This window comes from Pseudomonas sp. TUM22785 (assembly GCF_028198105.1).
Taxonomy (GTDB): Bacteria; Pseudomonadota; Gammaproteobacteria; order Pseudomonadales; family Pseudomonadaceae; genus Metapseudomonas; species Metapseudomonas solani.
Map to the genome: position 1 here is coordinate 3886023 of NZ_CP116239.1, position 23193 is coordinate 3909215.

The following is a 23193-nucleotide window of genomic DNA, read 5'->3' on the forward strand; positions in this document are numbered from 1 at the left end:
TGTGCAGTCCCTTCAGAAGATGCTCAGGGGGTATTCGATGATCAGCCGCACTTCGTCGTTATCGACGGTGTCGGCCTTCGCCACCTGCTGGCTTGAGCGCAGGGTCGCCTGCCGCAGGCGCAACGAGAGGTCGCGCGCCTTGCCGGATGGCACCACGTAGCGCACTTCGATATCGCGTTCCCAGCGTTGGCCGTCGTCGCCGTAACGGCCATAAGCGGCATGGGCGCCGCCCCGGTAATGACTGTCGTCGATGCCATCGCTGGATATGTAGCGGGTCATGAAGCTCAACCCGGGCACACCGAAGGTCGCTAGATCCAGGTCGTAGCGGAGTTGCCAGGAGCGCTCGTTAGGCGCATTGAAGTCGACGATCTGCACCGAGTTGGCCAGGTAGATCGACGTGCCCGGTTGCTGATCGAAGCCCAGGTAGTCGAAGGGCTCGTCGCCATCCACCCGCTGGTACGCGAGGGTTATGCCATGAGGGCCGTTCTGGTAACGGGTCGCCAGTGACCAGGTGGTGTTGTCGATCTCCCCCGCCAGGCGCTTGCCGTGGTCGGTGGTGCGATAGACGTTGAGGTCCAGCCCCAGGCTTTGCGTGTCCGCCAGGGGCCAGCGGTAGTTGGCGTTGCCGTAGTACTGCTGCCAGATATCGGCAAAGCGAGAGCCATAGAGGCTGACGCTGAAGCGGTCACTGAAGGTGTATTGGCCGCCGACGTAATCCACGCTGCGCGCGTCGACACCGGCGAACAGCGCCTTGATCGAGCCACTGTCGTTGGTCGATGCGCCGTCGTTGCCGGAGGTGAAGTGGCCCGCATCCAGGTGCAGCCCGGCCAGGTCGTCACTGGTCAGTTGGAAGCCGTTCGCCTGCATGGTGAACAAGCGCGCCGAGCCGGTGCCGAACACCGGGTTCATCGGCGTGAGGTTGCCGAATTTGAGCACCGTCTGCGACAGGCGCGCCTTTACCGCGCCACCCGCCTCGGAGTACTCCGCCTGCGCCCGCCCGTCATCGCCGATGGGCAACAGGCCGGTGCCACTGGTGCCCTTGCCGCTGTCCAGCCTGATCCCCAACTGGGCATAAGCATCGACGCCGACACCGATCAGCCCGGCGGTATAGCCGGAGCTGAAGTTCAACGACAGACCCTGCGCCCACTCCTTCCGGTAGTTCTGTCCATCGGGGTTATTCAGGTTGTTTCGATAAAAGAAGAAGTTGATCGCATTGAGCGTCAGGTGACTGTCTTCGACCAGGTCAGCCTGCGCATAGGGCGCCAGGCTGCCGGCCAGCGCCAAACCCAGCAGCCGCTGCCTTGGGGAGAGCGTTGATTTCATCTTCGAGTGATCCACTGTAATTGTTATTGGTGAGGTTCATGGCTCGCACAACAACCCACCCCTCGGACGAGGGGCGGGATGAGTCTTGGAAAAATCAGGTCACCTGGTGGCGGACTTGGTACTGCGGTTCGGCCCATGCGTTGCTATCGAGGATTTCGCCCAGTATCTGAGCCGCGTCCCAGGCATCGACGAAGCGGGTGTAGAGGGGGGTGAAACCGAAGCGCATGATGCCCGGCTCGCGGTAGTCGCCAATCACGCCGCGGGCTATCAAGGCCTGGATCACCTCGTAGCCATGGGCATGCTCGAAGCTCACATGGCTGCCACGCTGAGCGGGGTCACGCGGGGTGACCAGCTTCAGCCCGTGCCCGGCGCAACGGTCCTCCACGATCGAGATGAACAGGTTGGTCAGCGCCAGGGACTTCTTGCGCAACGCGGCCATATCGGTACGCGCGAAAACATCCAGGCCGCACTCGATCATGGCGAGCGAGACGATGGGTTGGGTGCCGCACAGGTAGCGAGCGATGCCTTGTTGCGGCATGTAGGAGCTGGCCATGTCGAACTGGCGCGCGTGACCGAACCAGCCTGACAGCGGCTGGCTGACCTCGTCGCACAGCGCAGGGTTGACCCAGACGAACGCCGGCGAGCCCGGGCCGCCATTGAGGTATTTGTACGTACAGCCGATGGCGTAGTCGGCCTTGGCCTGGTGCACATCCACCGGCACGGCGCCCGCCGAGTGGGCCAGGTCCCAGATCGCCAGCGCACCACAGGCGTGGATCTGCGCAGTCATTGCGGCCATGTCATGCATGTGGCCGGTCTTGTAGTTGACATGGGTAAGCATTACCACGGCGGTATCACTGCCGATGGCGGCGATCACCGCCTCCGGGCTATCGACCAGGCGCAGCTCATACCCCTGCTGGAGCAGGCCGATCAGGCCTTCGGCGATATACAGGTCAGTGGGGAAGTTGCTTGCTTCGCTGACGATCACCCGGCGCTGCTCATCGCGACGGGCTTGCACCGTCAGCGCCGCAGCCAGCACCTTGAACAGGTTGATGGACGTGGTATCGGTGATCACCACCTCGTTCCTGCCAGCGCCGATCAGGCCCGCCAACTGGTCACCCAGGCGCTGGGACAGGCTGCGCCAACCAGCGGTGTTCCAGCTGCGGATCAGGCCCTCCCCCCACTCCTGTTGCACCAGTTGCATGGCGCGCTCAGCCGAGGAGAGAGGCCTTGCACCCAGTGAATTGCCATCGAGATAGATCACATCACCCGGCAGAGCGAAGTGCTCCCGTAGTGCAGCCAAAGAGTCGTTCTGGTCCATTGCCAGGCACATTTCGCGGGTCATCACAGGTCCTTGCCGTTGTTCATCTACCGAAAAATCATGAACCAACCGAGGCATAATTTTCCTGCAAAGTCGCGCCCTTTAAACCAGAAAACAGCATAAAATTCTAAGAATCAGAGAAATAACAGAAGGAAATTGCATTGATGAATTTGGATGCCACCGACCTGCGCATTCTTCAGGTTCTGCAATACGACGGGCGCATCAGCAACCAGGACCTGGCCGAGAAGGTCGCGCTCTCGCCGTCGGCTTGCCTGCGTCGTCTGCGGCTGCTGGAGGAGGAAGGCATCATCAGTGGATACCGCGCGGAACTGAACGCCGAACGATTGGGGGTCGAGTTCGAGGCGATCGTCCATGTGTCGTTGCGCCAGGACCAGGACGACTGGCACGAGACCTTCATCAAGCGCGTGCAGGAGTGGCCCGAGGTGGTTTCCGGCTATGTCGTCACGGGCGTCAGCAACTATGTGCTGCGGGTCCAGGCGCGGAACCTCAAGCACTTTTCCGACTTCGTGGTGAACACGCTGAACCGCACCGCAGGCATCACCGACATCCGCTCGGAGATCGTGCTGCAGCGGATCAAGGACAGTAATACCCTGCTCGACCTGATGCTCAGGAAGTGAAGGAAGCCTTGCCGCGTGCCAGGCTCTGCGAGGGCTGTTCGCCAAAGGCCTGCTGATAATCGCTGGCGAACCGGCCCAGGTGGGTAAAACCCCAACGGGTGGCCGTGGCGGCAACCGTGTAGACACCGCGCTCCTCCAGCAGATCGCGACGCACGCCGTTCAGGCGCAAGCGCTTCAGATAACCCAGCGGCGACACCCCGAACCGGCGCTTGAAGCCCTCATGCAGCCGCTGTGGCGATACACCGGCTACCGCCTGGATCTCCATCAGGGTCAGCTCATTCTGGGCATTGCGCTCGATGAACTCGCGAGCCCTGCCCACGTATGCGGGGCAACGGGGCTCACCGACCTGGGCCAGTGCAGCGGAATAGTTATTGGGTTGCGACAGAAGCAGGCCCTTGATCAGGCTACTCTCCAGGTCGCGGGCCAACAGCAACTGACTGGTGATCGGGCTGGCCTGCTCCAGCTCATCGGCCAGGTAACGCACCATTCGCCACCAGCCGGCGGTCGCCCCCTGCTCGGCATCGACGCGGGCATCGAAATGCACCGGTGCTTCGACCGGCTGCTGCAGCAAGTGCTCGAGCACCTGCTGCATCGATTGGCAAGGAATCACCACCTGCAGCTTGCGGCAGTCAGCGGCGATGGTCAGGCGTTGCTGCTCACGGGGGCAAACGATGATCCCGGTCTGGGTATCGGAACCATGCACCTGCCGGCCCTGGCGGATTTCCTGCTCGCCATCCAGCGGCAGGCTGATGCTGTAGCTGGCAAACCCCTCGCGCGCCTCCACGCCTATCACCACCTCGGTGCCGTAGTGGATGCGCCCGATAACGGTGGACAGCGGCCCCAGCCGACTGGCGGCATGCTCGAAGGCCAAGGGGTGCTCGGCACTCACCGACAGGCTGTGGGGGCCGGCGATCGCCGTCATCCAATCACGGGCACCGCCGATGTCGCGCAGGCTGGCTTTGAGTCCCGAAGCACAGGGGTGAGAAAACGGCATAGTCAGTTCCTCAAGGCAGAGCGGCTTATCGTTGTTATGCCGCAAAGCATAGGGCGGCCGGGCGCTCTTTCGCCATAGGCGCCACGAAAACCGGCCAGGGTTGGATGCAAAAGCGGATAGAAGCCGGGACAGGGGCTGGGTCTAATTCGGTGGCATCGGACCACAACAACAAGGTACGCCTGATGACCTCCCGATCCCCCGCTCAATGGCAACGTTTCGTCGAAGGGTGCCTGGACTTCCGCCCCGTGGAAGGCATTTACCGCATCGCCCGCGACATGTTTACCGAACCCGAACTGTTCGACCTCGAGATGGAACTGATCTTCGAGAAGAACTGGATCTACGCCTGCCACGAAAGCGAAATCGCCAAGCCCCATGACTTCGTAACGATCCGCGCGGGCCGCCAGCCGCTGATCATCACCCGCGACGGCGAAGGCCGGCTCAATGCCCTCATCAACGCTTGCCAGCATCGCGGCACCACCCTCACCCGGGTCATGAAGGGCAACCAGAGCACCTTCACCTGCCCCTTTCATGCCTGGTGCTACAAAAGCGACGGGCGCCTGGTCAAGGTCAAGGCGCCGGGGGAATACCCGGCCGACTTCGACAAGGCCAGCCGCGGCCTGAAGAAGGCACGCATCGAAAGCTACAAGGGCTTCGTGTTCGTCAGCCTCGACACCGAAGGTGTCGACAGCCTCGAGAGCTACCTGGGCGATGCCAAGGTGTTCTTCGACATGATGACCGCCCAATCCCCCACTGGTGAGCTGGAAGTGTTGCCTGGCCGCAGCAGCTACACCTACGAGGGCAACTGGAAGCTGCAGAACGAAAACGGCCTCGACGGCTATCACGTCAGCACCGTGCACTACAACTACGTGGCCACCGTGCAGCACCGGCAGCAAGTCAACGCCGAAAAAGGACACGCCGCTGGCGACACCCTCGACTACAGCAAGCTCGGCGCCGGAGACAGCGCCACCGACGATGGCTGGTTCGCCTTCGACAACGGCCACAGCGTGCTCTTCAGCGAAATGCCCAACCCCTCGGTACGCCCCGGCTACGCGAGCATCATGCCGCGCCTGGTGGAGGAATACGGCCAAGGCCGCGCCGAATGGATGATGCACCGCCTGCGCAACCTCAACGTCTACCCGAGCATGTTCTTCATCGACCAGATCAGCTCGCAGCTGCGCATCGTCCGCCCCCTGGCCTGGAACAAGACCGAGGTTCATAGCTTCTGCCTGGGCGTGAAAGGCGAATCCGACGCCGACCGGGAAAACCGCATCCGCCAGTTCGAGGACTTCTTCAACGTCTCCGGCATGGGCACACCGGATGACCTCGTGGAGTTCCGCGAAGCCCAGCGTGGCTTCCAGGCGCGCCTGGAACGCTGGAGCGACATCTCCCGGGGCGCGGGTCACTGGGTCGAAGGAGCGACGCCCAACAGCGAGGCGCTGGGGATAGCCCCGGTGCTGACCGGCATCGAATTCACCCACGAAGGGCTCTACGTGAATCAACATGGAGCCTGGCAGCGTTTTCTACTCGACGGACTGGCCCGCAAGGCCGCCGCGCTCATCGATGTGCAGGAGCTCTGAATCATGAATGCCGAGCTTCAATACCGGGTCGAACAATTCCTCTTCAACAAGGCCGCCTTGTGCGACGCCCAGGACTGGGACCGCTACCTGGCACTGTTCAGCGAAGACAGCGAATTCCACCTGCCACAGTGGGACTCGGAGCACGTGTACACCACTGATCCAAAAACCAGCATGTCGCTGATCTACTACGCCAACCGCGGCGGCCTGGAAGACCGGGTGTTCCGCCTGCGCACCGGCAAGGCCGCCTCGGCCACGCCCATGCCGCGCACCCTGCACCAGGTCGGCAACGTCCGCATCAGCGCACTCGCCAACGGGGATCTCGAGGTCAAGGCGAACTGGCACACCCTGTTCCACCGCCTCGCCAGCACCGACCAGTTCTACGGCCACGCCACCTACCACCTGCGCCCCCATGGCGACAGCTGGTTGATCAGCCGCAAGCATGTGCTGCTGCTCAACGACACCATCAACTCGGTGCTGGACTTCTACCACCTCTGACTGCACGAGACTCCAGGTCATGACACACAAGGTTGCCTTCAGCTTCGCCGACGGCAAGACCCTGTTCTGCCCCGTGCAGAACGATGAAATCCTCCTCGACGCCGCTTTGCGCGCCGGCATCAAGATCCCCCTGGACTGCCGTGAAGGCGTCTGTGGCACCTGCCAGGGCCGCTGCGAAAGCGGCCGCTATACCCAGGACTATGTAGATGACGAAGCCCTGAGCCCGGCCGACCTGGCCCAGGGCCGAATGCTCACCTGCCAGACCCGCGTGCACTCCGATGCCAGGTTCTATTTCGACTTCGACTCCAGCGTCTGCCATGCCGCTGGCCCCGAATGCATCACGGCCTCTGTGCGCGAGGTCGTGCAGGTCTCCGACAGCACGGCACTGCTGTGGCTCGATGCCAGCCAGTTACCCCGCCAGCTGGACTTCCTTCCCGGGCAGTACGCACGCATGCGGGTGCCGGGCACCGACACCTGGCGGGCGTACTCCTTCGCCAACCGACCTGGCACTAGCAACCAGCTGCAGTTCCTCGTGCGGCTGCTGCCCGATGGGGTGATGAGCCGCTACCTGCGCGAGCGCTGGCAGCCCGGCGACATCTTCGAGCTCGAAGCGCCCCTGGGCAGTTTCTACCTGCGCCAACTGGAGCGCCCCGTGGTAATGGCGGCGGGCGGCACCGGGCTTTCGGCCTTCCTCGGGATGCTCGACGAAATGGCGGAGAGCGGCCCGCATGGGCAACCGGTCACCCTGTTCTACGGGGTCAACCAGGAGGCCGACCTGTGCGAGCTGGAGCGCCTGGCCAGCTATCACCAACGCATCCCGGGGTTCACCCTGCATACGGTGGTCAACCAGCCCGGCGAGGCCTGGAGCGGCAAGCGGGGCTATATCCCCGAGCACCTGGATGTTCCCCTCGAGCCCGAACAGAACTTCGACCTCTATGTGTGCGGGCCGCCTCCAATGGTCGACGCAATCAAGCAATGGGCCACCGACCATTGCGTCACCGGAGCTCGGATATTCGCCGAAAAATTCATAGGCAGTTGAACCCAGGGCCAGCGCCGACCCAGCACACTCCCCACCATTCCGCCCCCCCCCGAAGGGAACCCAACGCCATGAGTCGCCCCCAAGATCCAGCTGCACTCGCCGCCTATTTCGAAGCCCAGTACAACGCCCGCGCGAGCGTCGACAACTACGAGCGATACCCGCTCCTGTACCGCGAGCTGAGCGACAGCGCCCACGCTTCCCTGCCCTGCCACCGCGATGTGCCCTACGGTCCCGGGGCGAATGAGAAGCTGGACATCTTCCCCGGCAGCCAGCCAAACGCGCCGGTGCTGCTGTTCGTCCATGGCGGCTATTGGCGCGCGCTTTCCAAGGCCGACTCCGCTTTCATGGCGCCGGCCCTGACGGCTGCCGGCGCCTGTGTCGCGGTGCTTGAATACGACCTGGCACCGGCAGTGACGCTCAACCATATCGTCGACCAGACCCGCCGTGCGCTGGCCTGGCTGTACCGGAACGTCGGTGAATTCGGCGGTGACCCCCAGCGGCTCTACGCGAGCGGCAGCTCCGCCGGCGGCCACCTCACCGGCATGCTTCTGGCCGGTGGCTGGCACGCCTCATACGGGGTGCCCGACAACGTGCTGCGCGGGGCCCTGCCCATCAGCGGCCTGTTCGACCTGGACCCGTTGCGCAGCACCTACGTCAACGACTGGATGCAGTTCGACGCCGATTACGCCCGTCGCAACAGCCCGCTGTTCCACCTGCCAAGCGCAGGCAGCGGTGAGCTGGTAGCCAGCTACGGCGCACTGGAAAGCGAGGAGTTCGCCTGGCAATCGGCCGAGTTCCTGGCCGCCTGGCGGCGGAACGGGTTCGAAGGCCGCACACTCGCAGTGCCTGGCAAGAACCACTTCGATGTCGTGCTCGAACTGGGCGAACCGGGCAGCCCGCTGTACCAGGCCATCTGCCAGCTGATGAAGCTCGACGCTCAATAGGGGCTCGGCCAACAGCGGGCCAGCACGGCCTTTTCATCGCCCGGGGGCCTGCTCATAACGACGCTGGATGCGCTCCACCTCGCCCGAACGGCGCAACTGCTCCAGGGCACGGCCCCAGGCGGCGACCACCTCATCGTCACTGTCGAGGCTGAAGGCGATGTACAGCGATGAGCGATACAGCTCCACGGGAATGCGCCGCAAGGTGCCGGGGGCGATGCCCAGTTGGCCGCTGTAGTAGGCCACCCCCGCGTCGGTGTCGCCGGCGATCACCGCCGTGCGCCCGGCCAGCAGCATGCGATAGAGCTGCTGGCTTTCGGCGGCGCTGCGGTCGAGGTTATTGAAGCCCTGGGCGGCCAGCGTCTGCGGCACCAGGCCGGCGTGGCGGGTGGTGATCCGCGGGGCGCGGCGCAACTGCGCCAGGGAATCCAGCGGCTCGGCGGCATTGGCCAGCTGATAGGGATAGATGCTCTCTTCCACGATCGGCCCCACCCACTTGTACAGAAGCTCGCGCTCCGGCGTGCGGAACATCGAATACATGATGGTCCTGGGGCGGGTGCGCAGTTCGAGGGCGGCACGCATGCTCGGCAGCACCGCCACGGAGAAGTCATCCCCGGTCAAGGCCATGATGGCCCGGACGATATCCGTGGCCATGCCGGTGAGCCGGCCATCCTGCTGGTAGTTGTAGGGCGCCCACTCCTCGGTGACGACCTGGTACTGCGCCGCCCTTGCGGGGAGGCAGAGCAGCAGGCACAGCAGGGTTGCGCCGAGTCTCGAATACGTCACGGGGGCGGCCTGGCGCTCCATGCGGTTGATGACCGAAGGCGTAATCCAAGCATAGATTCGTGCCCCGCGCACAGGCCCATTGGCACCTGTCGTGCCCAACCGAAAGACAGCACTTGCCCATCGTCCGGCTCTTGCCCGATGCTTCCGCCCTTTCGGGCTGATAAGGACATCAGGCACACCATGACTGACCGCGAACAACTCCACCGAGATGGCTACGCCCTGCTGCGCCAGGCGATCCCCGCCGGGTGGCTGGACGAGCTGCGCACCCTGTTCGATGCGGGGGTCAAGCCTTCGGAGCAATGGCCGGTGCCCCGGGGCCGGGACTGGCGCCATTCGCTGCTGGACCTGGAGCCCAGGGTCCAGGCCCTGTGCCGCCTGCCAGCGGTGCTGGCGGCGGTGGGCGAACTGATTGGCGAGCGTTTCTTCCTCGCCCAGGTGGAAGGCCGCGAGCCCCTGGCCGGCGGCGGCTACCAGCAACTGCACCGTGACCTCTCGACGCTGCGCCCCGGCGACACCATCAACGCCCTGGCCTACCTCGACGACTACGGCCCCGACAACGGCGCAACGCGCATCGTCCCCGGCAGCCACCGCCCCGCAGCGGGAGAACCGCCGCTCGACGTCAATGACGAAACCCGCACCCTGCAGCTCTCCGGCAGCGCAGGGGACATCCTGGTGTTCGATGCCGACCTGGTGCACGCCGGCAGCCTCAACACCCTCGGCGGCCGCCGTCGCACCCTGCTGATCGGCTATTGCGCCGAACCCCTCTACGCCTCGTACCTGGACACACGGCAGCTGCGCGGTATCCGCATGGACGCCCAGGAGCGTTTCGAGCCCGTGGAATAGCACCGAGCGTGGCGTGATGGGTTTCGCTTCGCTCTACACCATCCTACGAACAGCCGCAGCCCCGCCGTAGGGTTTGCTGCGCGCACCGAGCGCTGATACGCAACTCGGTGGGTCAGGCCTGCTGATGGGTTTCGCTGCGCCCTACGCCATCCTACGGAGCCGCTACACCACCGGGCATCGCCTCGTCCTTCGGCACCATTTTCGCGGCGCACTGTCGTACCTCAGCGGCCTCAGTCGTGCAATCGAGCGCTGATTCCCCACACTGAGGACCTTCCCATGCCAGGCCATTGCCACCGTTCGCTGTCGCTCGTTTTCGCCCTCACCGCCCCACTGGCCGCCGATGCGCTGGAACTGCGCGTCAACACCTTCGCCGATGAAGACGACGGCCAGTGCACCCAGGCCCATTGCTCCCTGCGCGAGGCCATTTCCACCGCCAATGCCACGCCGGGGCAGACCGTCATCCTCCTCGGCGCCGGCGACTACCTGCTGCAGAAGGCCAACCCCGACCCGGCCGGCAACTGGCCCGTGGACGAGGACGCCAACGCCATCGGCGACTTCGACGTGCACGGCCAGGTCAGCCTGGTCGGCCGGGGCGCGACGGTGACCCGCCTCAATGCCAACCGCCTGGACCGCCTGTTCCACGTGCATGCCGGCGCCCAGCTGAAGCTGCGCAGCCTCGGCCTCACCGGTGGCCAGCAGATCTACGACGGCGGCGCCCTGGTCAATTACGGCCAGGTGCAGCTCAACCAGGTGGAGCTGGTGGACAACCGCGTGTTCGTCTACATGCCCTACCCGGCCGCGCAGGCCGGCAACGGCGGCGCCATCGCCAACTTCGGCGTGCTGGAGGTGCACCGCTCGACCTTCCGCGACAACCGCAACTTCGGTGAGGAAGCCCAGAGCGCCGGCAAGGGTGGCGCCCTGTACAACGAGGGCACGCTCACCGTCCGCGACAGCCTGTTCAACGCCAACCGGGCGTCCGACTACGGCGAATGGGGCATGGGCGGCGGGCTCTACAACCAGGGCTCGGCGGACATCGCCCGCACCACCTTCCAGGCCAACGAGGTGCTCAGGAGCGGCTACGGCGCGGCCATCGCCAATGCCGGGCAACTGCGCCTGGCCAACAGCACCCTCAGCGGCAACCGCAGCATCGAACGGGGCGCCTTCGAGAACGGCCACCCCTTCCTGCCGCAGCTGTCCGCCCAGTCCCGTGCCGAGCTGCTGCACGTGACCATCGCCGGCAACGACGGCTGGGGCGTCACCAACCGGGGCGACCTGCTGCTGCGCAACAGCATCGTCGCCGGCAACCGCGCCACGGAGTTCGATGAGGTGCGCAACTGCCAGGGCCTGCCGGGCGCCGTCGACTTCCGCGCCCGTGGCCTGCTGCTGGGCACGGACGGCAGCAACTGCCTGGCGGAGAACTACATCGCCGACGAGGCGACCTTCACCCACCAGCTGTTCCCCCTGCAGGAAAACAACGGCGCCTGGGTGCACCCGCTGCGGCGCACCAGCGCCGCCATCGACGCCGGTGTGGGCAACTGCTCCAGCCACGACCAGCGCGGGCTCGACCGCCAGCGCGACGGCAACGGCGACGGCCTGGTCAACTGCGACCTCGGCGCCTTCGAGCGCGCCTATCCCTGACTAGCGCTGCGCCTGGCGCGCCTGCAGGTAGGCGAGGATCGCCGGGGCGTCGCCGGCGAACTCGATGCGCGCGCCCTTGGCCTCGCGCTGGTAGGCGTACATCGGGTCGTAGTACTCGCGCAGCAGCCCTTCGATCCAGCCCCGGTGCAGCTCCACCGCGCCGCTGCGGCGCTGCTCGTCGAGGGCCTCCTGCATGACCGCGCGCAGGCGCTGGTAGCGTTCGCCGCCGAGGCGCTTCTGGATGTTGTCCATGCTCTGCAGCAGGCGCTCGGCGAAGCGCTCGAAGCCCTGCTCCTCGCCCTGCACGATGCGGAACTCGGCGGCCAGGTCGATCACATAGTCCTTGAGTATCCGCTCGATGCGCCCTTCCAGGCTGTCCTCCAGCCACACCAGCGGGAAGCGCTGCAGGCCCTGGTGCAGCGACAGCGGCAACGAGCAGGCGCCGATCATGCGGCTCTCGTCCTCCAGCACGAACTGCTGCTGCCCACGGGCGCGGCGCTTGAGCAGGTCGACGGCGATGCGGTTCTCGAAGTCGATCTGCGAGGGCTGCCCCGTGGCGCGCTTGCCGAAGCTGGAGCCCCGGTGGTTGGCATGCCCCTCGAGGTCGATGCTGTTGGCCAGCGCCGCCACCACTTCGGTCTTGCCGGTGCCGGTCATGCCACCGACGATGACGAAATCGCACTCCGCGACCGCGGCATCGAGGGTCTCGATGAGGAAGGTACGCATCGCCTTGTAGCCACCGATCACCCGCGGGTAATCGATGCCCGCCTCCGTCAGCCACTGCTGCACGATCTGCGAGCGCAGGCCGCCACGGAAGCAGTACAGGTAACCCTCGGGGTGGGCCCTGGCGAAGGCCGCCCAGGCCGCCACCCGTTCCGCCTTGACCTTGCCGGAGACCAGTTGGTGGCCCAGCTCGATGGCGGCCTGCTGGCCCTTCTGCTTGTAACAGGTGCCGACCTTCTGCCGCTCGATGTCGGTCATCAGCGGCAGGCTTTCGGTATTGGGGAAGGCGCCCTTGGTGTATTCCACCGGGGCGCGCATATCCATCATGGGAACGTCGTTGAGGAAGAGCTCGCGGTAGTCGGTGGCGTTGTCGCGCATCACAGCACCTCTACCGCGTGGCTCTGTCGCTCGATCAGCTGGCCGATGGGCGCCAGCGTCAGCCGCAGCTCGGCCGCCACGGCGAGGAACTCTGCCTCACCCTCCGGGCTCACCGCCACCAGCAGGCCGCCGCTGGTCTGCGGGTCGCACAGCAGGTCGCGCTGGGCGTCGGTGATCGGCGCGATGCGCTCGCCGTAGCTGTCGAAGTTGCGCAGGGTGCCGCCGGGCACGCAGCCTTCGGCCAGGTAGTGCTCGACACCCGGCAGGCGCGGCACGCTGGCGTAATCCAGCTGCGCGGTGACGCCGGCGCCGTCGGCCATCTCCACCAGGTGGCCGAGCAGGCCGAAGCCGGTGACGTCGGTCATCGCCTGCACGCCGGCCAGCTTGCCGAAGCGGCTGCCGGGCGTGTTCAGGGTGCACATCCAGTCGCGGGCCAGGCCCACGTCCTCGGCGCGCAACTTGGCCTTCTTCTCGGCGGTGGTGAGGATGCCGATGCCCAGCGGCTTGGTCAGGTAGAGCTTGCAGCCGGGGGTGGCGGTGTCGTTGCGCTTCATGTGGCGCTTCTCCACCACACCGGTGACGGCGAGGCCGAAGATCGGCTCCGGCGCGTCGATCGAATGGCCGCCGGCCAGGGGAATGCCAGCGGCGTCGCACACCGCGCGACCGCCACGGATCACCTCGCGGGCCACTTCCGGCGGCAGCAGGTTCACCGGCCAGCCGAGGATGGCGATGGCCATCAGCGGGTCGCCGCCCATGGCGTAGATATCACTGATGGCGTTGGTGGCGGCGATGCGGCCGAAGTCGAAGGGGTCGTCGACGATGGGCATGAAGAAGTCGGTGGTGGAGACCACGCCGCGCTCGTCGTCCAGGGCGTACACCGCCGCGTCGTCACGCGAGGCGTTGCCGACCCACAGGCGCGGGTCGAGGTTCTGCGCGCCGCTGCCGGCGAGGATCACCTCCAGCACCTTGGGGGAGATCTTGCAGCCGCAACCGGCGCCATGGCTGTACTGGGTCAAACGGATCGGCTCGCTCATCACACACCTCGCAACTCTGATGGCGGCGGATTCTAGCAAAGCTGGCGTTTGCGCCTCCCATCCCTAGCCTCCCATCCCTATAATTGCCGCCGATTCGTCTACCCTCAGCAAGCGCGCCCGACGCGCGACCGCTGCGCACCTTTTCCGCTATTGAACCGGAGAATCCCCATGCTCAAGCGCATCCTGGCCGCCACCGCCGGCCTCACCCTGTCCCTGTCCATGCTGGCCACCCAGGCCGCCGAGGTGCTGAAGGTCAGCGCCATCCCCGACGAGGCCCCCACCGAGCTGCTGCGCAAGTTCAAGCCGCTGGGCGCCTACCTGGAGAAGGAGCTGGGCATGCCGGTGCAGTTCGTCCCGGTGGCCGACTACCCGGCGGTGGTCGAGGCGCTGGCCACCGACCGCCTGGACCTGGCCTGGCTGGGCGGCTTCACCTTCGTCCAGGTGCGCCTGAAGACCGGCAACGCCATTCCCCTGGTGCAGCGCGAGCAGGACGCCCAGTTCACCAGCAAGTTCATCACCGCCGACCCTGCGGTGAAGTCCCTGGCCGACCTCAAGGGCAAGACCTTCGCCTTCGGTTCCATCTCCTCCACCTCCGGCAGCCTGATGCCGCGCTACTTCATGCTCAAGGACGGCATCAAGCCGGAAGGCTACTTCAGCCGCATCGGCTATTCCGGCGCCCATGACGCCACCGCTGCCTGGGTGCAGGCCGGCAAGGTGGACGGCGGCGTGCTGAACGCCAGCGTCTGGGACAAGCTGGTCGCCGCCGGCAAGGTCGACACCAGCAAGGTGCGCGTGTTCGCCACCACCCCGGCCTACTACGACTACAACTGGACCGTGCGCGGCACCCTCGATCCGGTGCTGGCCGAGAAGATCAAAAAGGCCTTCCTCGCCCTCGACCCGGCCAACCCCGAGCACAAGGCCATCCTCGACCTGCAGGCCGCCAGCCGCTTCATCGAGACCCAGCCGGACAACTACAAAGGCATCGAGGAAGCCGCCCGGGCCGCCGACCTGCTGAAATGAGCCTGCGCCTCACCGACGCCGGCCTGCGACACGGCACCGGCGTCCAGGCCCTGCGTGGCGTCGACCTGGCCATCGCAAGCGGCGAACGGGTCGCCATCATCGGCCCGTCCGGCGCCGGCAAATCCAGCCTGCTGTCCCTGCTGGCCAGCGCAGTGCGCCCCAGTTCGGGCGAGGTGGAGCTGCTCGGCGAACGCCCCTGGGCCTGCTCCGCCGCAGCCCGGCAACGCCTGCGCGCACGCATCGGCCTGATCCACCAGGCACCGCCCCTGCCGCCCCGGCAACGGGTGGTCACCGCCGTGCTGGCCGGCAAGCTCGGCCAGTGGGGGCTGGGCCGCGCCCTGCTCAACCTGCTGCACCCGTTGGATATCCCGGGCGCCCGTGCCGTGCTCGCCCGGCTGGACCTGGCCGACAAGCTGTTCGCTCAGTGCCAGCAGCTCTCCGGCGGCCAGCTGCAACGGGTCGGCATCGCCCGTGCGCTGTACCAGGCCCCGCAGCTGCTGCTCGCCGACGAACCGGTCTCGGCGATGGACCCGGTGCTCGCCGACCACACCCTCAGCGTGCTCTGCCGCCACGCCAGCGCCCAGGGCGTGACCCTGGTGGCCAGCCTCCACGCGGTGGACCTGGCCCTGGCGCACTTCCCGCGCATCATCGGCGTGCGCGAGGGCCGCATCGCCTTCGACCGTCCCGCCGCCGAGGTCGACCAGCCCCTGCTCGACGCGCTCTACGCCAACGAGCAACTGGCCTCGCCGCAGCCGCCATCGGCGACGCTGCCGCTGCAGATCCCCCGATGCTGAGCCGCGACACCCGCGACCCCGCCGCCCTGCCCCGCCTGCTGCTGACGCTGCTAGCCGTCGCGCTGCTGTGGCCCGGCATCCGCCTGGCCGAGCTCGACCCGGGCGTGCTGCTGCAAGCCGATAGCCAGAGCGAGATGGGCCGCTTCGTCGCCGGCTTCTGGCCGCCGGCGCATACGCCCGACTTCCTCGCCCTGCTGCTGGACGCCACCCTGCAGACCCTGGCCATCGCCACCGCCGGCATGGCCCTGGCGCTGCTGGTGGCGGTGCCCGCCGGCCTCGCCGCCAGCCGTGCCCTGTCGCTCTCCGCCGCCTCCCGTGGCGGGCGCCCGAGTGCCCTCGGCCAGGCCCTGCGCTGGCCCATCCGCGGGCTGCTGATCTTCCTGCGTAGCGTGCCGGAGATCGTCTGGGCGCTGCTCTTCGTCCGCGCCGTCGGCCTCGGCCCCACTGCGGGCGTGCTGGCCATCGCCATCACCTACGCCGGCATGCTCGGCAAGGTCTATGCGGAAATCCTCGAATCGGTAGACCAGCGCCCCATGCACGCCCTGCTGCAGGCCGGCAGCGGCCGCCTGGGCGCCTTCGTCTACGGCCTGCTGCCCAACGCCGCCGCCGAGCTGACCTCCTACACCCTGTACCGCTGGGAATGCGCCATCCGCGCCTCGGTGGTGATGGGCTTCGTCGGTGCCGGCGGCCTGGGCCAGCAGATCGACCTGTCGCTGCGCATGTTCGCCGGTGGCGAGGTGGCCAGCATGCTGCTGACCTTCTTCCTCCTGGTGCTGCTCGCCGACCAGCTCAGCCGCGTGCTGCGCGGGAGGCTGGCATGAAGCGCCTGGCCAATGCCGCCCTGCTGCTGGCGGCCCTCGCTGCCGTCGTCGCCGCCTTCCTCTACCTGGGGCTGGACCTGCTCGCCCTCACCGAAGTCGGCAACCTCAAGCAGATGGGCGCCTACGCCGCGCGCTTCCTGCAACCGGACCTGAGCGCCCCCCACCTGCAGGCCATCGCCCACGGCGCCCTGGAAACCCTCGCCATGTCGGCCCTCGGCACCCTGCTGGCGGCCCTCGTCGGGCTGCTCCTGGCGCTGCCCGCCGCCGGGCGCTTCGGCAAGCCCCTGCAGGCCCTCACCCGCCTGCTGCTCAACGGCCTGCGCGCCATTCCCGAGCTGGTCTGGGCCGCACTGATGGTGCTCGCCGCCGGCCTCGGCCCCAACGCCGGCACCCTGGCCCTGGCCCTGCACACCGCCGGCGTGCTCGGCCGCCTGTTCGCCGAAGCCCTGGAGAACACCCCCACGGCCCCGGCCGAGGCCATCCGCCAACAGGGCGGCGGGCAGGTCGCCGCCTTCTGCTACGGCACCCTGCCCAACCTCTGGCCGCAGCTGCTGGCCTACTCGCTGTACCGCTGGGAAAACAACATCCGCATGGCCAGCGTGCTCGGCTTCGTCGGCGCCGGCGGCCTGGGACAGATGCTCTACGTCAGCCTCAGCCTGTTCCAGGAAGCCCAGGCCAGCAGCGTGATCCTCGCCATGCTGGCGTTGGTGTTCGCCGTCGACGCCCTCAGCGGCTGGACGCGCCAACGCTGGGTGCGCGCCTGAGACGGACGCGCACCGTGATGCCGCCCGGGCGCTCGCCCCACTCCCCCTACAACCCCGCGAGCCCTGCAGGTCGGGCACGGAGCACAAAAGCCAACGCGAGCTTGTTCGTAGGATGGCGTAGAGCTATGCGAAACCCATCAAGCGGAGCCACAGGCGCCCACCAAATCGAGCCCCGCCACGTTGGGCGTCGCTGCGCTCGGCGCCAACCTACGGGGCGACGAACGCCGAGGGCGCCACGCCTTCCCATTGTTTGAAGGCGCGCCGGAAGTTGGCCACGTCGCTGTAGCCCAGGACCTGGGCGATTTCCTCCACCGTCAGCCGCCCGGCTCGGAGGTGTTCGATGGCCAGCACGTGGCGGACTTCCTTGAGGATCTGCTTGTAGCTGGTGCCTTCCGCGAGCAGGCGGCGGTGCAGCGTGCGGGGCGTCATGTAGAGCAGGCGCGCGATGGTCACAAGGCTGGGGAAGGCGTTCTGCCGTTCGAGAATGAGCCGGCGCACCCGCGCGCCCAGGGAGCTCTTCTCCCCCAGCTTCTTCAGCTCGCGCTGGCAGATCAGCTCCGCCTCGCGAAAGGCGGAAGGGTCTGCCATGCGCAGCGGCGTATCCAGCATCGCCGTGTCGAAGGTGAACCCAGCCCAGGACTGCGCATAGTCCACCGGGCAACCGAAGAGCTGCTCGGCCAGCGCCGCGTAGGTGGGTTGCGGGGCCGGGAAGCTGATGCGGCTGGCCGAGCGCCCGGCCGGGGTGATGGCGTCGAAGATGTTCTTCACCGCCAGCATCACCGCTTCCATCACCGTCTGCTCCACCTCGCCAAGCGGGTACTCGACCACGAAGCGCAGGTGCTCCCGGGCCTGGCCCGGTTCGCCGTCGAGCTGCACCCGGGCCAGGGTGGTGCGCACCGCCAGGTAGCGCTCCAGCAGCTGGATGACCTGGCGCAAGGAGCCGCCCTGCAGCGCGGCGAAACCGAGAACGCCGTGGGTGCCGACACCCAGCCGCTCACCGATCAGCAGCCCCAGCGCCTGCTCGCCGCTGAGCCGCAGTGCCTGCTGCATCAGCGGCCCGAACAGCTCGATACCGGGCTGGTACTCCGGGTCGTCCAGCAGCGCGGGGGCCACGCCGCAATCGGCCAGCCATTCGCCCGGGGCCACGCCCATCACCCGCAGCTGTTCCGCGACCTGTCGCAGGTACTGCACGGGGAGTCGGAAGTCAGGCATGGGGGCCTCTGTGGCTCGCATCTGGCGGGGGCGAAAGTGTCATTTAATGACCCCCAGAATGTCAATTGAGGCCCTCTCCTCCTCCCCGGCGACGCCCCTAGGATTCAGCCGTCCGACCCAACAATCACAACAGGAGGACGCATGTTTCCATTCCGCTCCCGATCCCGCCCCAGCCAGGTGCGGATCAACGCCACCGAGATCCTGGTGAACCCGAAGGAAACCCTGCTGCAGGCCGCCCTGCGCCACGGCATCGACTTCCCCCACAGCTGCCGCGTGGGCGGTTGCGCCACCTGCAAGTGCAGGCTGCTGTCCGGCCGCGTGCGCGAGCTGACCGAGGCCAGCTACGTGCTCACGGACGAGGAGCTGGACCAGGGCTACATCCTCGCCTGCCAGAGCGTGCCCCTGGGGGACCTGCGCATCGAGGTGGACCTCGCCCGGCACAGCGCCAGGCGCCACGTGCGCGGCAAGGTAGTCGGCCAGCAACGGCTCACCCACGACATCACCCACCTGCAGGTGCAGCTCGACGAGGCCCTGCCCTACAAGGCCGGCCAGTACGCAACGCTGACCCTCGACGCCCTGCCCGGCCAGCCACGGCCGTTCTCCTTCTGCACGCCGATGCAGCCCGATGCCCAGGTCGGCTTCTTCATCCGCAAGGTGCCCGGCGGCGCCTTCACCGGGTGGGTGGACGAACGCCCGTTGCTGGGCCAAGGCCTGGTGCTCGAAGGGCCCCAGGGCGACTTCCACCTGCGCCCCGCAACAGCGCCCTTGCTGCTGATCGCCGGCGGCAGCGGCCTGGCGCCCCTGCTGGCGATCCTGCACGAGGCTCTGGCCGCTGGCGTCACCCGCCCAGCCACCCTGCTGTTCGGCGCCCGCCAGCAGCGCGACCTCTACGCCCTGGCGGACATCACCGCCATCGCCGCGCGATGGCCCGCGCCCTTCCGCTTCGTTCCGGTGCTCTCCGATATCACCCCCGAGACACCCTGGAGCGGCGCGCGCGGGCTGGTCACGACGCAGATCCAGCCGCTGCTGGAGCCCGGCGCCCACACCTACCTCTGCGGCCCGCCCGCGATGATCGACAGCGCCAGTGCGCTGCTGCGCGGCCTGGGCGTGGCGCCCGAGCACATCCACGCCGACCGCTTCACCACCACCGCACCGGCGGCCCTGGCCGACGCCTGATCACCACAACAAGAGAGACCACCATGAATGCGTTGCACTACCTGAAGTACTTCCTGTTCCAGGGCATCGGGCTGCTCGCCGCGCTGTCCCTGCTGGCCGGTGGCATCTGGACCAGCGCCGGGCTGCTGGCGATCCTCGCCTTCTACCTCGTCGGCGATGCCATCGCGGGGGACGACACCAGCACCCCGCACTTCAAGCACCCCGGCATCCTCACCGTCCAGCTGTGGCTGGCCCTGCCGCTGCTCGGCTTCATCGTCTTCGCGGCGCTGTGGAGCGTGAGCGCAGGCGACCCACTGGGCTTCGGCGCGGCCCTAAGCCGCCTCAGCGGCCATGACCTGATCGCCGCCCGCGACGCCACCGCCGGCATCCACCACGTCTCGGCCTGGCTGCTCACCGGCCTGATGATCGGCATGATCGGCACCATCACCGCCCATGAACTCACCCACCGCACCTGGGACCGGGTCTCCATGCTCATCGGCCGCTGGCTGCTGGCCTTCAGCTTCGACACGGTGTTCGCCATCGAGCACGTCTACGGCCACCACCGCTACGTCTCCACCACCGAAGACCCGGCCACCGCACCACGCGGGCGCAACGTCTACTGGCACGTGCTCGCCTCCACCCTCAAGGGCAACCTCAGCGCCTGGCACATCGAGCGCCGCCGCCTCGCCAGGAAGGGCCAAAGCCTGTTCGGCTGGCACAACGCGGTGCTGCGCGGGCACGCCATGAGCCTGCTGCTGGTGGCCGCCGCCTGGGGCATCGGTGGCTGGCGCGTGGCGCTGTTCTTCATCGCCTGCGCGCTGTGGGGCAAGGCCCTGCTGGAGATCGTCAACTACATGGAGCACTACGGCATGGTGCGCAACCCGGCCACGCCGGTGCAGCCCCGTCACTCGTGGAACAGCAACCGGCGCATCAGCTCCTGGAGCATGTTCAACCTCACCCGCCACTCCCACCACCACGCCCAGGGCGAAGTGCCCTACCAGGACCTGCGCCCCTTCCCGGACGCGCCGATGATGATCGGCGGCTACCTCACCACCATCATGGTCGCCATGATCCCGCCGCTCTGGCACAAGCTGATGACGCCCAAGGTGCTGGCCTGGGACGCGCACTTCGCCAACGAGGAAGAACGCCAGCTGGCAGCCGAGGCCAACCGCCGCAGCGGCATCGCGGCCATGACGGAAAACGCCCACACCCGCAGGCTGGGCTGAAGCAGGCAAGCCAGGCCGTGCACAGCGCCCGCGTGGTGTAGGTCGGGTGCAACCCAACGGGATGGGACACAGAAGCCAACGCGGGTTTCACCCGCCCTACGCGGTGACTCAGAAGGTTGAAGGCTCGCGCCCGACGACGGCTCAGCCCAGCGGCTTATGAAGAACACCCGGGCGAAGCCGTCCTCGACCTGGCGCATCAGCGCGCAAATATCCGTTGCAGCCCCAGCGCCACCAGCGCCGCACCGGCGCAACCATTGATGCCCCGCTCGATGCGCAGGTAGCTCGACCGCAGCGCGGCGGAGCCGAAGACCTGGGCCAGCCCGATATGCCAGCCCAGGGACAGCACGCCGATGAGCAGCACGGTGACCGGGTAGAACCACAGTGGCGCCCCCACCGGGAAGATGGCGGCGAAGGCGCTGGTCCAGAAGGCCGCGCCCTTGGGGTTGGTCACGCAGGTGAGCAGGCCGATGCGGTACGCGGCCAGGCGCGAGCCATCGAGCTCGGGCTGCTCCACCGGCGTCCGACGTGGCGTTGGGTGGAGGGCCGACCGCAGCAGCCGACCGCCGTACCACACCAGGTAGACGGCACCAGCCAGGCGCACGCCGGACTCCAGCCAGGGGTGCTGCGCCAGCAGGGTCGCCAGCCCGGCGATGGACACCACCACCCAGAACACCGAGCCGGTGGTGATGCCGAAGGCGACGTAGCGCGCATCCCGGTGCCGCTGGCTCAGGGCCATCTGGCTGAGGATGAAGAAGTTCGGCCCGGGGCTGGCGAGCACCGCCAGGTAGATGCCGCTGATCAGCAGCAGGGAATAGGCGTAGGTCATGGTCAGGGCTTCCGGGGGGATGGGGCGTTTTCGAACCCTACCAATGGCCCCCCAAGAGCCGATAGATACAGACGGCCCCGATTTTCGACATACAGGCTGGCCGGCCTAAGACCCCGCCACGAACGCCGAGGGCACCACGCCTTCCCATTGCCTGAAACCCTGACAGCATGGGTTTCGCACGGCTCTACCATCCTACGCAACCGGAGTCGCCTCCAGCTCCGTGTCCACACGACGCAGGCATGATTCGTAGGATGGCGTAGAGCGAAGCGAAACCCATGGGATGGCGGTACCAGGAATCCCGAGACGCCCCGCGCCAACCCCCGCTAGAAAGCGGACTCCACCTGCCGATCGAGGTAGCATTCGAACCCCTTCGCCCACACCTTGAAGCGCACGCGGATGCCATCGTGCAGCCAGTACAGCGTGTACACGTTGGGGTGGTCGTCCCTGTAGGTGGCGGCCACATCGAGCGTATTCAGGTGCTGGCGCGCGGCCTCGAGGTCGACCGTCGCGTCGCCCACGGTGTAGATCTCGAAGGCCTCGCGGCTGCCGTCCGAGAGCGAGACGTAGTGGCCGAAGCCGTCGAAGGAATAGGCGTCGAGATTCTTCAGCAGGCCGAACAGTTCGCTGAACCCCACATCCAGCAACGAGGCGGCGCCCAGACGCTGGACGAAGGCATCGGGCTTGCCTTCCAGCTCTTGCAGGTAGCGGCTGATAAGGGACGCGAACGGCCCTTCCATGAAGGCCTTGTTGCGGCCGCTGAACTTGACCTTGCGGGCCTTGGCCGGGCTGATGCTGCCGAGCTGGAGCTTGGTCGGCCGGCGGGCGAACGCCACCGTCTCGCCGTCGTACTCGCCCAGTTCGAAGGTGGCGGAGAAGGTGCAGGTCTTCTCGTGATCGTCGGCGGTCATCGCCGTCAGCCCGGACGACCCCTTGTAGAGAAACAGGCGCCCGTCCTCGGCCTGCATGCGCATCACGCAGAAGCGCTCGAACAGCGACTCCTTCCACTCGTGGCTCAGCAAGGTCGCCTTGACCGTCACCCGGCCTTCCGGGAGGAACAGCTCGGCGCTGGCCTTCAGCGGCGGCTTGGGCATAAGCGCGGCGCTGGCCTCGAAGGCCTTCTGCGACACCCGCTTCAGGCCGATGAAATGATGGCGCTGGCCGCCTTCGTCACGGGACTCACTCAACACCGTGCGGGTCGCGCCCAGATGCACCAAGCCGGGGATCAGCCACAGCGGCGGGTCGATGCGCCCGGCATAGCCCGCCACGATCAGCGTCGAATCCTGCCGCTCCAGGCGCTCGATATCGATGCCCTGCTCCGCGCCGTGGGCACCGACAGGCGCCAATGAAGCGAGGCTGGCCGTCAGTTCGTGGCCGTGGGCCTCGGCGGCAGCGCCGAGGGTTTGCAGAACCTGCTGCGCCTGCGCCTCATCGCTGAACTGCACACGCAGGGTGATGGCGGTTTCGGACATGGGTGGCAGTGCCTCCTGGCGGCTGCGGGCGGGGGGGTGCCCGGGAAGGCACCCACGATACCGCGCCATCGGAACACCTGACTCGGCTGCAATGGCACATTGCCAACCCAAGCACAGAAACGCACTGCACATCCCGGGCTTACCAGTCATGGCCGGATGCGATTATCGTAAATACGGCG

General features: G+C 67.0%; 22 protein-coding genes. 13 read left to right on the forward strand and 9 right to left on the reverse strand.

All coding sequences use genetic code 11. The features are described from left to right. Positions 1-12 precede the first annotated feature (12 nt). Both PI990_RS17580 and kynU read right to left on the reverse strand, forming a co-directional pair. Entirely contained in the window at positions 13-1323 is a 1311-nt protein-coding gene (locus tag PI990_RS17580; protein WP_271657904.1) for an OprD family porin, read from the reverse strand. Positions 1324-1417: 94 nt separating this feature from the next. Next, complete coding sequence (kynU, locus tag PI990_RS17585; RefSeq protein WP_184489851.1) at positions 1418-2668, reverse strand: kynureninase; 1251 nt, start codon at positions 2666-2668, stop codon at positions 1418-1420. Between the two features lie 137 nt (positions 2669-2805). On the opposite strand from kynU, the gene PI990_RS17590 reads away from it, so the two are divergent. Beyond that, positions 2806-3279: an Lrp/AsnC family transcriptional regulator gene (locus tag PI990_RS17590; RefSeq protein WP_184489850.1), complete on the forward strand. Its 474-nt coding sequence runs from the start codon at positions 2806-2808 to the stop codon at positions 3277-3279. On the opposite strand, the gene PI990_RS17595 is transcribed toward PI990_RS17590, so the two are convergent. Beyond that, a complete protein-coding gene (locus tag PI990_RS17595) occupies positions 3269-4273 on the reverse strand; it encodes an AraC family transcriptional regulator (RefSeq protein ID WP_021220231.1) in 1005 nt (334 codons plus the stop codon). The genes PI990_RS17590 and PI990_RS17595 overlap by 11 nt on opposite strands. 182 nt (positions 4274-4455) lie before the next feature. On the opposite strand from PI990_RS17595, the gene antA reads away from it, so the two are divergent. The 4 genes from antA (at position 4456) to PI990_RS17615 (ending at position 8328) form a co-directional block, all read left to right on the forward strand. Then, entirely contained in the window at positions 4456-5850 is a 1395-nt protein-coding gene (gene antA, locus PI990_RS17600; protein ID WP_162164731.1) for an anthranilate 1,2-dioxygenase large subunit, read from the forward strand. A gap of 3 nt (positions 5851-5853) precedes the next feature. Further along, on the forward strand, positions 5854-6345 hold the full coding sequence (gene antB / locus PI990_RS17605) for an anthranilate 1,2-dioxygenase small subunit (RefSeq protein WP_043243972.1): 492 nt from the start codon (positions 5854-5856) through the stop codon (positions 6343-6345). 19 nt (positions 6346-6364) lie between these two features. Next, the gene (gene antC, locus PI990_RS17610; RefSeq protein ID WP_271657905.1) at positions 6365-7384 is read left to right on the forward strand and encodes an anthranilate 1,2-dioxygenase electron transfer component AntC; all 1020 of its coding nucleotides are present in this window, start codon (positions 6365-6367) and stop codon (positions 7382-7384) included. Between the two features lie 68 nt (positions 7385-7452). Continuing rightward, entirely contained in the window at positions 7453-8328 is an 876-nt protein-coding gene (locus PI990_RS17615; protein WP_271657906.1) for an alpha/beta hydrolase, read from the forward strand. A gap of 33 nt (positions 8329-8361) precedes the next feature. Here PI990_RS17615 and PI990_RS17620 read toward each other — a convergent pair whose 3' ends face one another. Next, complete coding sequence (locus PI990_RS17620; RefSeq protein WP_271657907.1) at positions 8362-9111, reverse strand: substrate-binding periplasmic protein; 750 nt, start codon at positions 9109-9111, stop codon at positions 8362-8364. Between the two features lie 180 nt (positions 9112-9291). On the opposite strand from PI990_RS17620, the gene PI990_RS17625 reads away from it, so the two are divergent. Next, positions 9292-9954, forward strand: a complete 663-nt coding sequence (locus tag PI990_RS17625) for a phytanoyl-CoA dioxygenase family protein (RefSeq protein ID WP_271657908.1) — start codon at positions 9292-9294, stop codon at positions 9952-9954. 276 nt (positions 9955-10230) lie between these two features. Next, complete coding sequence (locus PI990_RS17630; RefSeq protein WP_271657909.1) at positions 10231-11592, forward strand: CSLREA domain-containing protein; 1362 nt, start codon at positions 10231-10233, stop codon at positions 11590-11592. On the opposite strand, the gene mnmH is transcribed toward PI990_RS17630, so the two are convergent. Together mnmH and selD are read right to left on the reverse strand one after the other, a co-directional pair. After that, entirely contained in the window at positions 11593-12693 is a 1101-nt protein-coding gene (gene mnmH, locus PI990_RS17635; RefSeq protein ID WP_271657910.1) for a tRNA 2-selenouridine(34) synthase MnmH, read from the reverse strand. Further along, complete coding sequence (gene selD, locus PI990_RS17640) at positions 12693-13727, reverse strand: selenide, water dikinase SelD (protein ID WP_271657911.1); 1035 nt, start codon at positions 13725-13727, stop codon at positions 12693-12695. The genes mnmH and selD overlap by 1 nt, the downstream gene beginning before the upstream one ends. A 168-nt stretch (positions 13728-13895) precedes the next feature. Between selD and PI990_RS17645 the strand changes: the two genes are divergently transcribed. The 4 genes from PI990_RS17645 to phnE are packed head-to-tail and all read left to right on the forward strand — an operon-like array spanning position 13896 to position 17126. Beyond that, positions 13896-14747: a putative selenate ABC transporter substrate-binding protein gene (locus PI990_RS17645; RefSeq protein WP_271657912.1), complete on the forward strand. Its 852-nt coding sequence runs from the start codon at positions 13896-13898 to the stop codon at positions 14745-14747. Further along, positions 14744-15541: a phosphonate ABC transporter ATP-binding protein gene (locus PI990_RS17650; protein WP_271657913.1), complete on the forward strand. Its 798-nt coding sequence runs from the start codon at positions 14744-14746 to the stop codon at positions 15539-15541. The genes PI990_RS17645 and PI990_RS17650 overlap by 4 nt, the downstream gene beginning before the upstream one ends. Beyond that, entirely contained in the window at positions 15535-16362 is an 828-nt protein-coding gene (locus tag PI990_RS17655) for a PhnE/PtxC family ABC transporter permease (RefSeq protein WP_265168833.1), read from the forward strand. The genes PI990_RS17650 and PI990_RS17655 overlap by 7 nt, the downstream gene beginning before the upstream one ends. Beyond that, the gene (phnE, locus tag PI990_RS17660) at positions 16359-17126 is read left to right on the forward strand and encodes a phosphonate ABC transporter, permease protein PhnE (RefSeq protein WP_271657914.1); all 768 of its coding nucleotides are present in this window, start codon (positions 16359-16361) and stop codon (positions 17124-17126) included. The genes PI990_RS17655 and phnE overlap by 4 nt, the downstream gene beginning before the upstream one ends. A gap of 207 nt (positions 17127-17333) precedes the next feature. Here the strand turns inward: phnE and PI990_RS17665 are convergent, their stop codons facing one another. Continuing rightward, a complete protein-coding gene (locus PI990_RS17665; protein ID WP_271657915.1) occupies positions 17334-18338 on the reverse strand; it encodes an AraC family transcriptional regulator in 1005 nt (334 codons plus the stop codon). Between the two features lie 141 nt (positions 18339-18479). Here PI990_RS17665 and PI990_RS17670 point away from each other — a divergent pair, with 141 nt between their 5' ends. Then, entirely contained in the window at positions 18480-19514 is a 1035-nt protein-coding gene (locus PI990_RS17670; RefSeq protein WP_271657916.1) for a 2Fe-2S iron-sulfur cluster binding domain-containing protein, read from the forward strand. A gap of 23 nt (positions 19515-19537) precedes the next feature. Continuing rightward, positions 19538-20719 (forward strand): alkane 1-monooxygenase, encoded by a 1182-nt coding sequence (locus tag PI990_RS17675; protein WP_271657917.1) that lies wholly within the window; start codon positions 19538-19540, stop codon positions 20717-20719. A gap of 196 nt (positions 20720-20915) precedes the next feature. Here the strand turns inward: PI990_RS17675 and PI990_RS17680 are convergent, their stop codons facing one another. Together PI990_RS17680 and PI990_RS17685 are read right to left on the reverse strand one after the other, a co-directional pair. Next, a complete protein-coding gene (locus PI990_RS17680) occupies positions 20916-21545 on the reverse strand; it encodes a LysE family translocator (RefSeq protein WP_271657918.1) in 630 nt (209 codons plus the stop codon). 323 nt (positions 21546-21868) lie between these two features. After that, positions 21869-23014 (reverse strand): hypothetical protein, encoded by a 1146-nt coding sequence (locus tag PI990_RS17685; RefSeq protein WP_271657919.1) that lies wholly within the window; start codon positions 23012-23014, stop codon positions 21869-21871. Between the last annotated feature and the right edge of the window lie 179 nt (positions 23015-23193).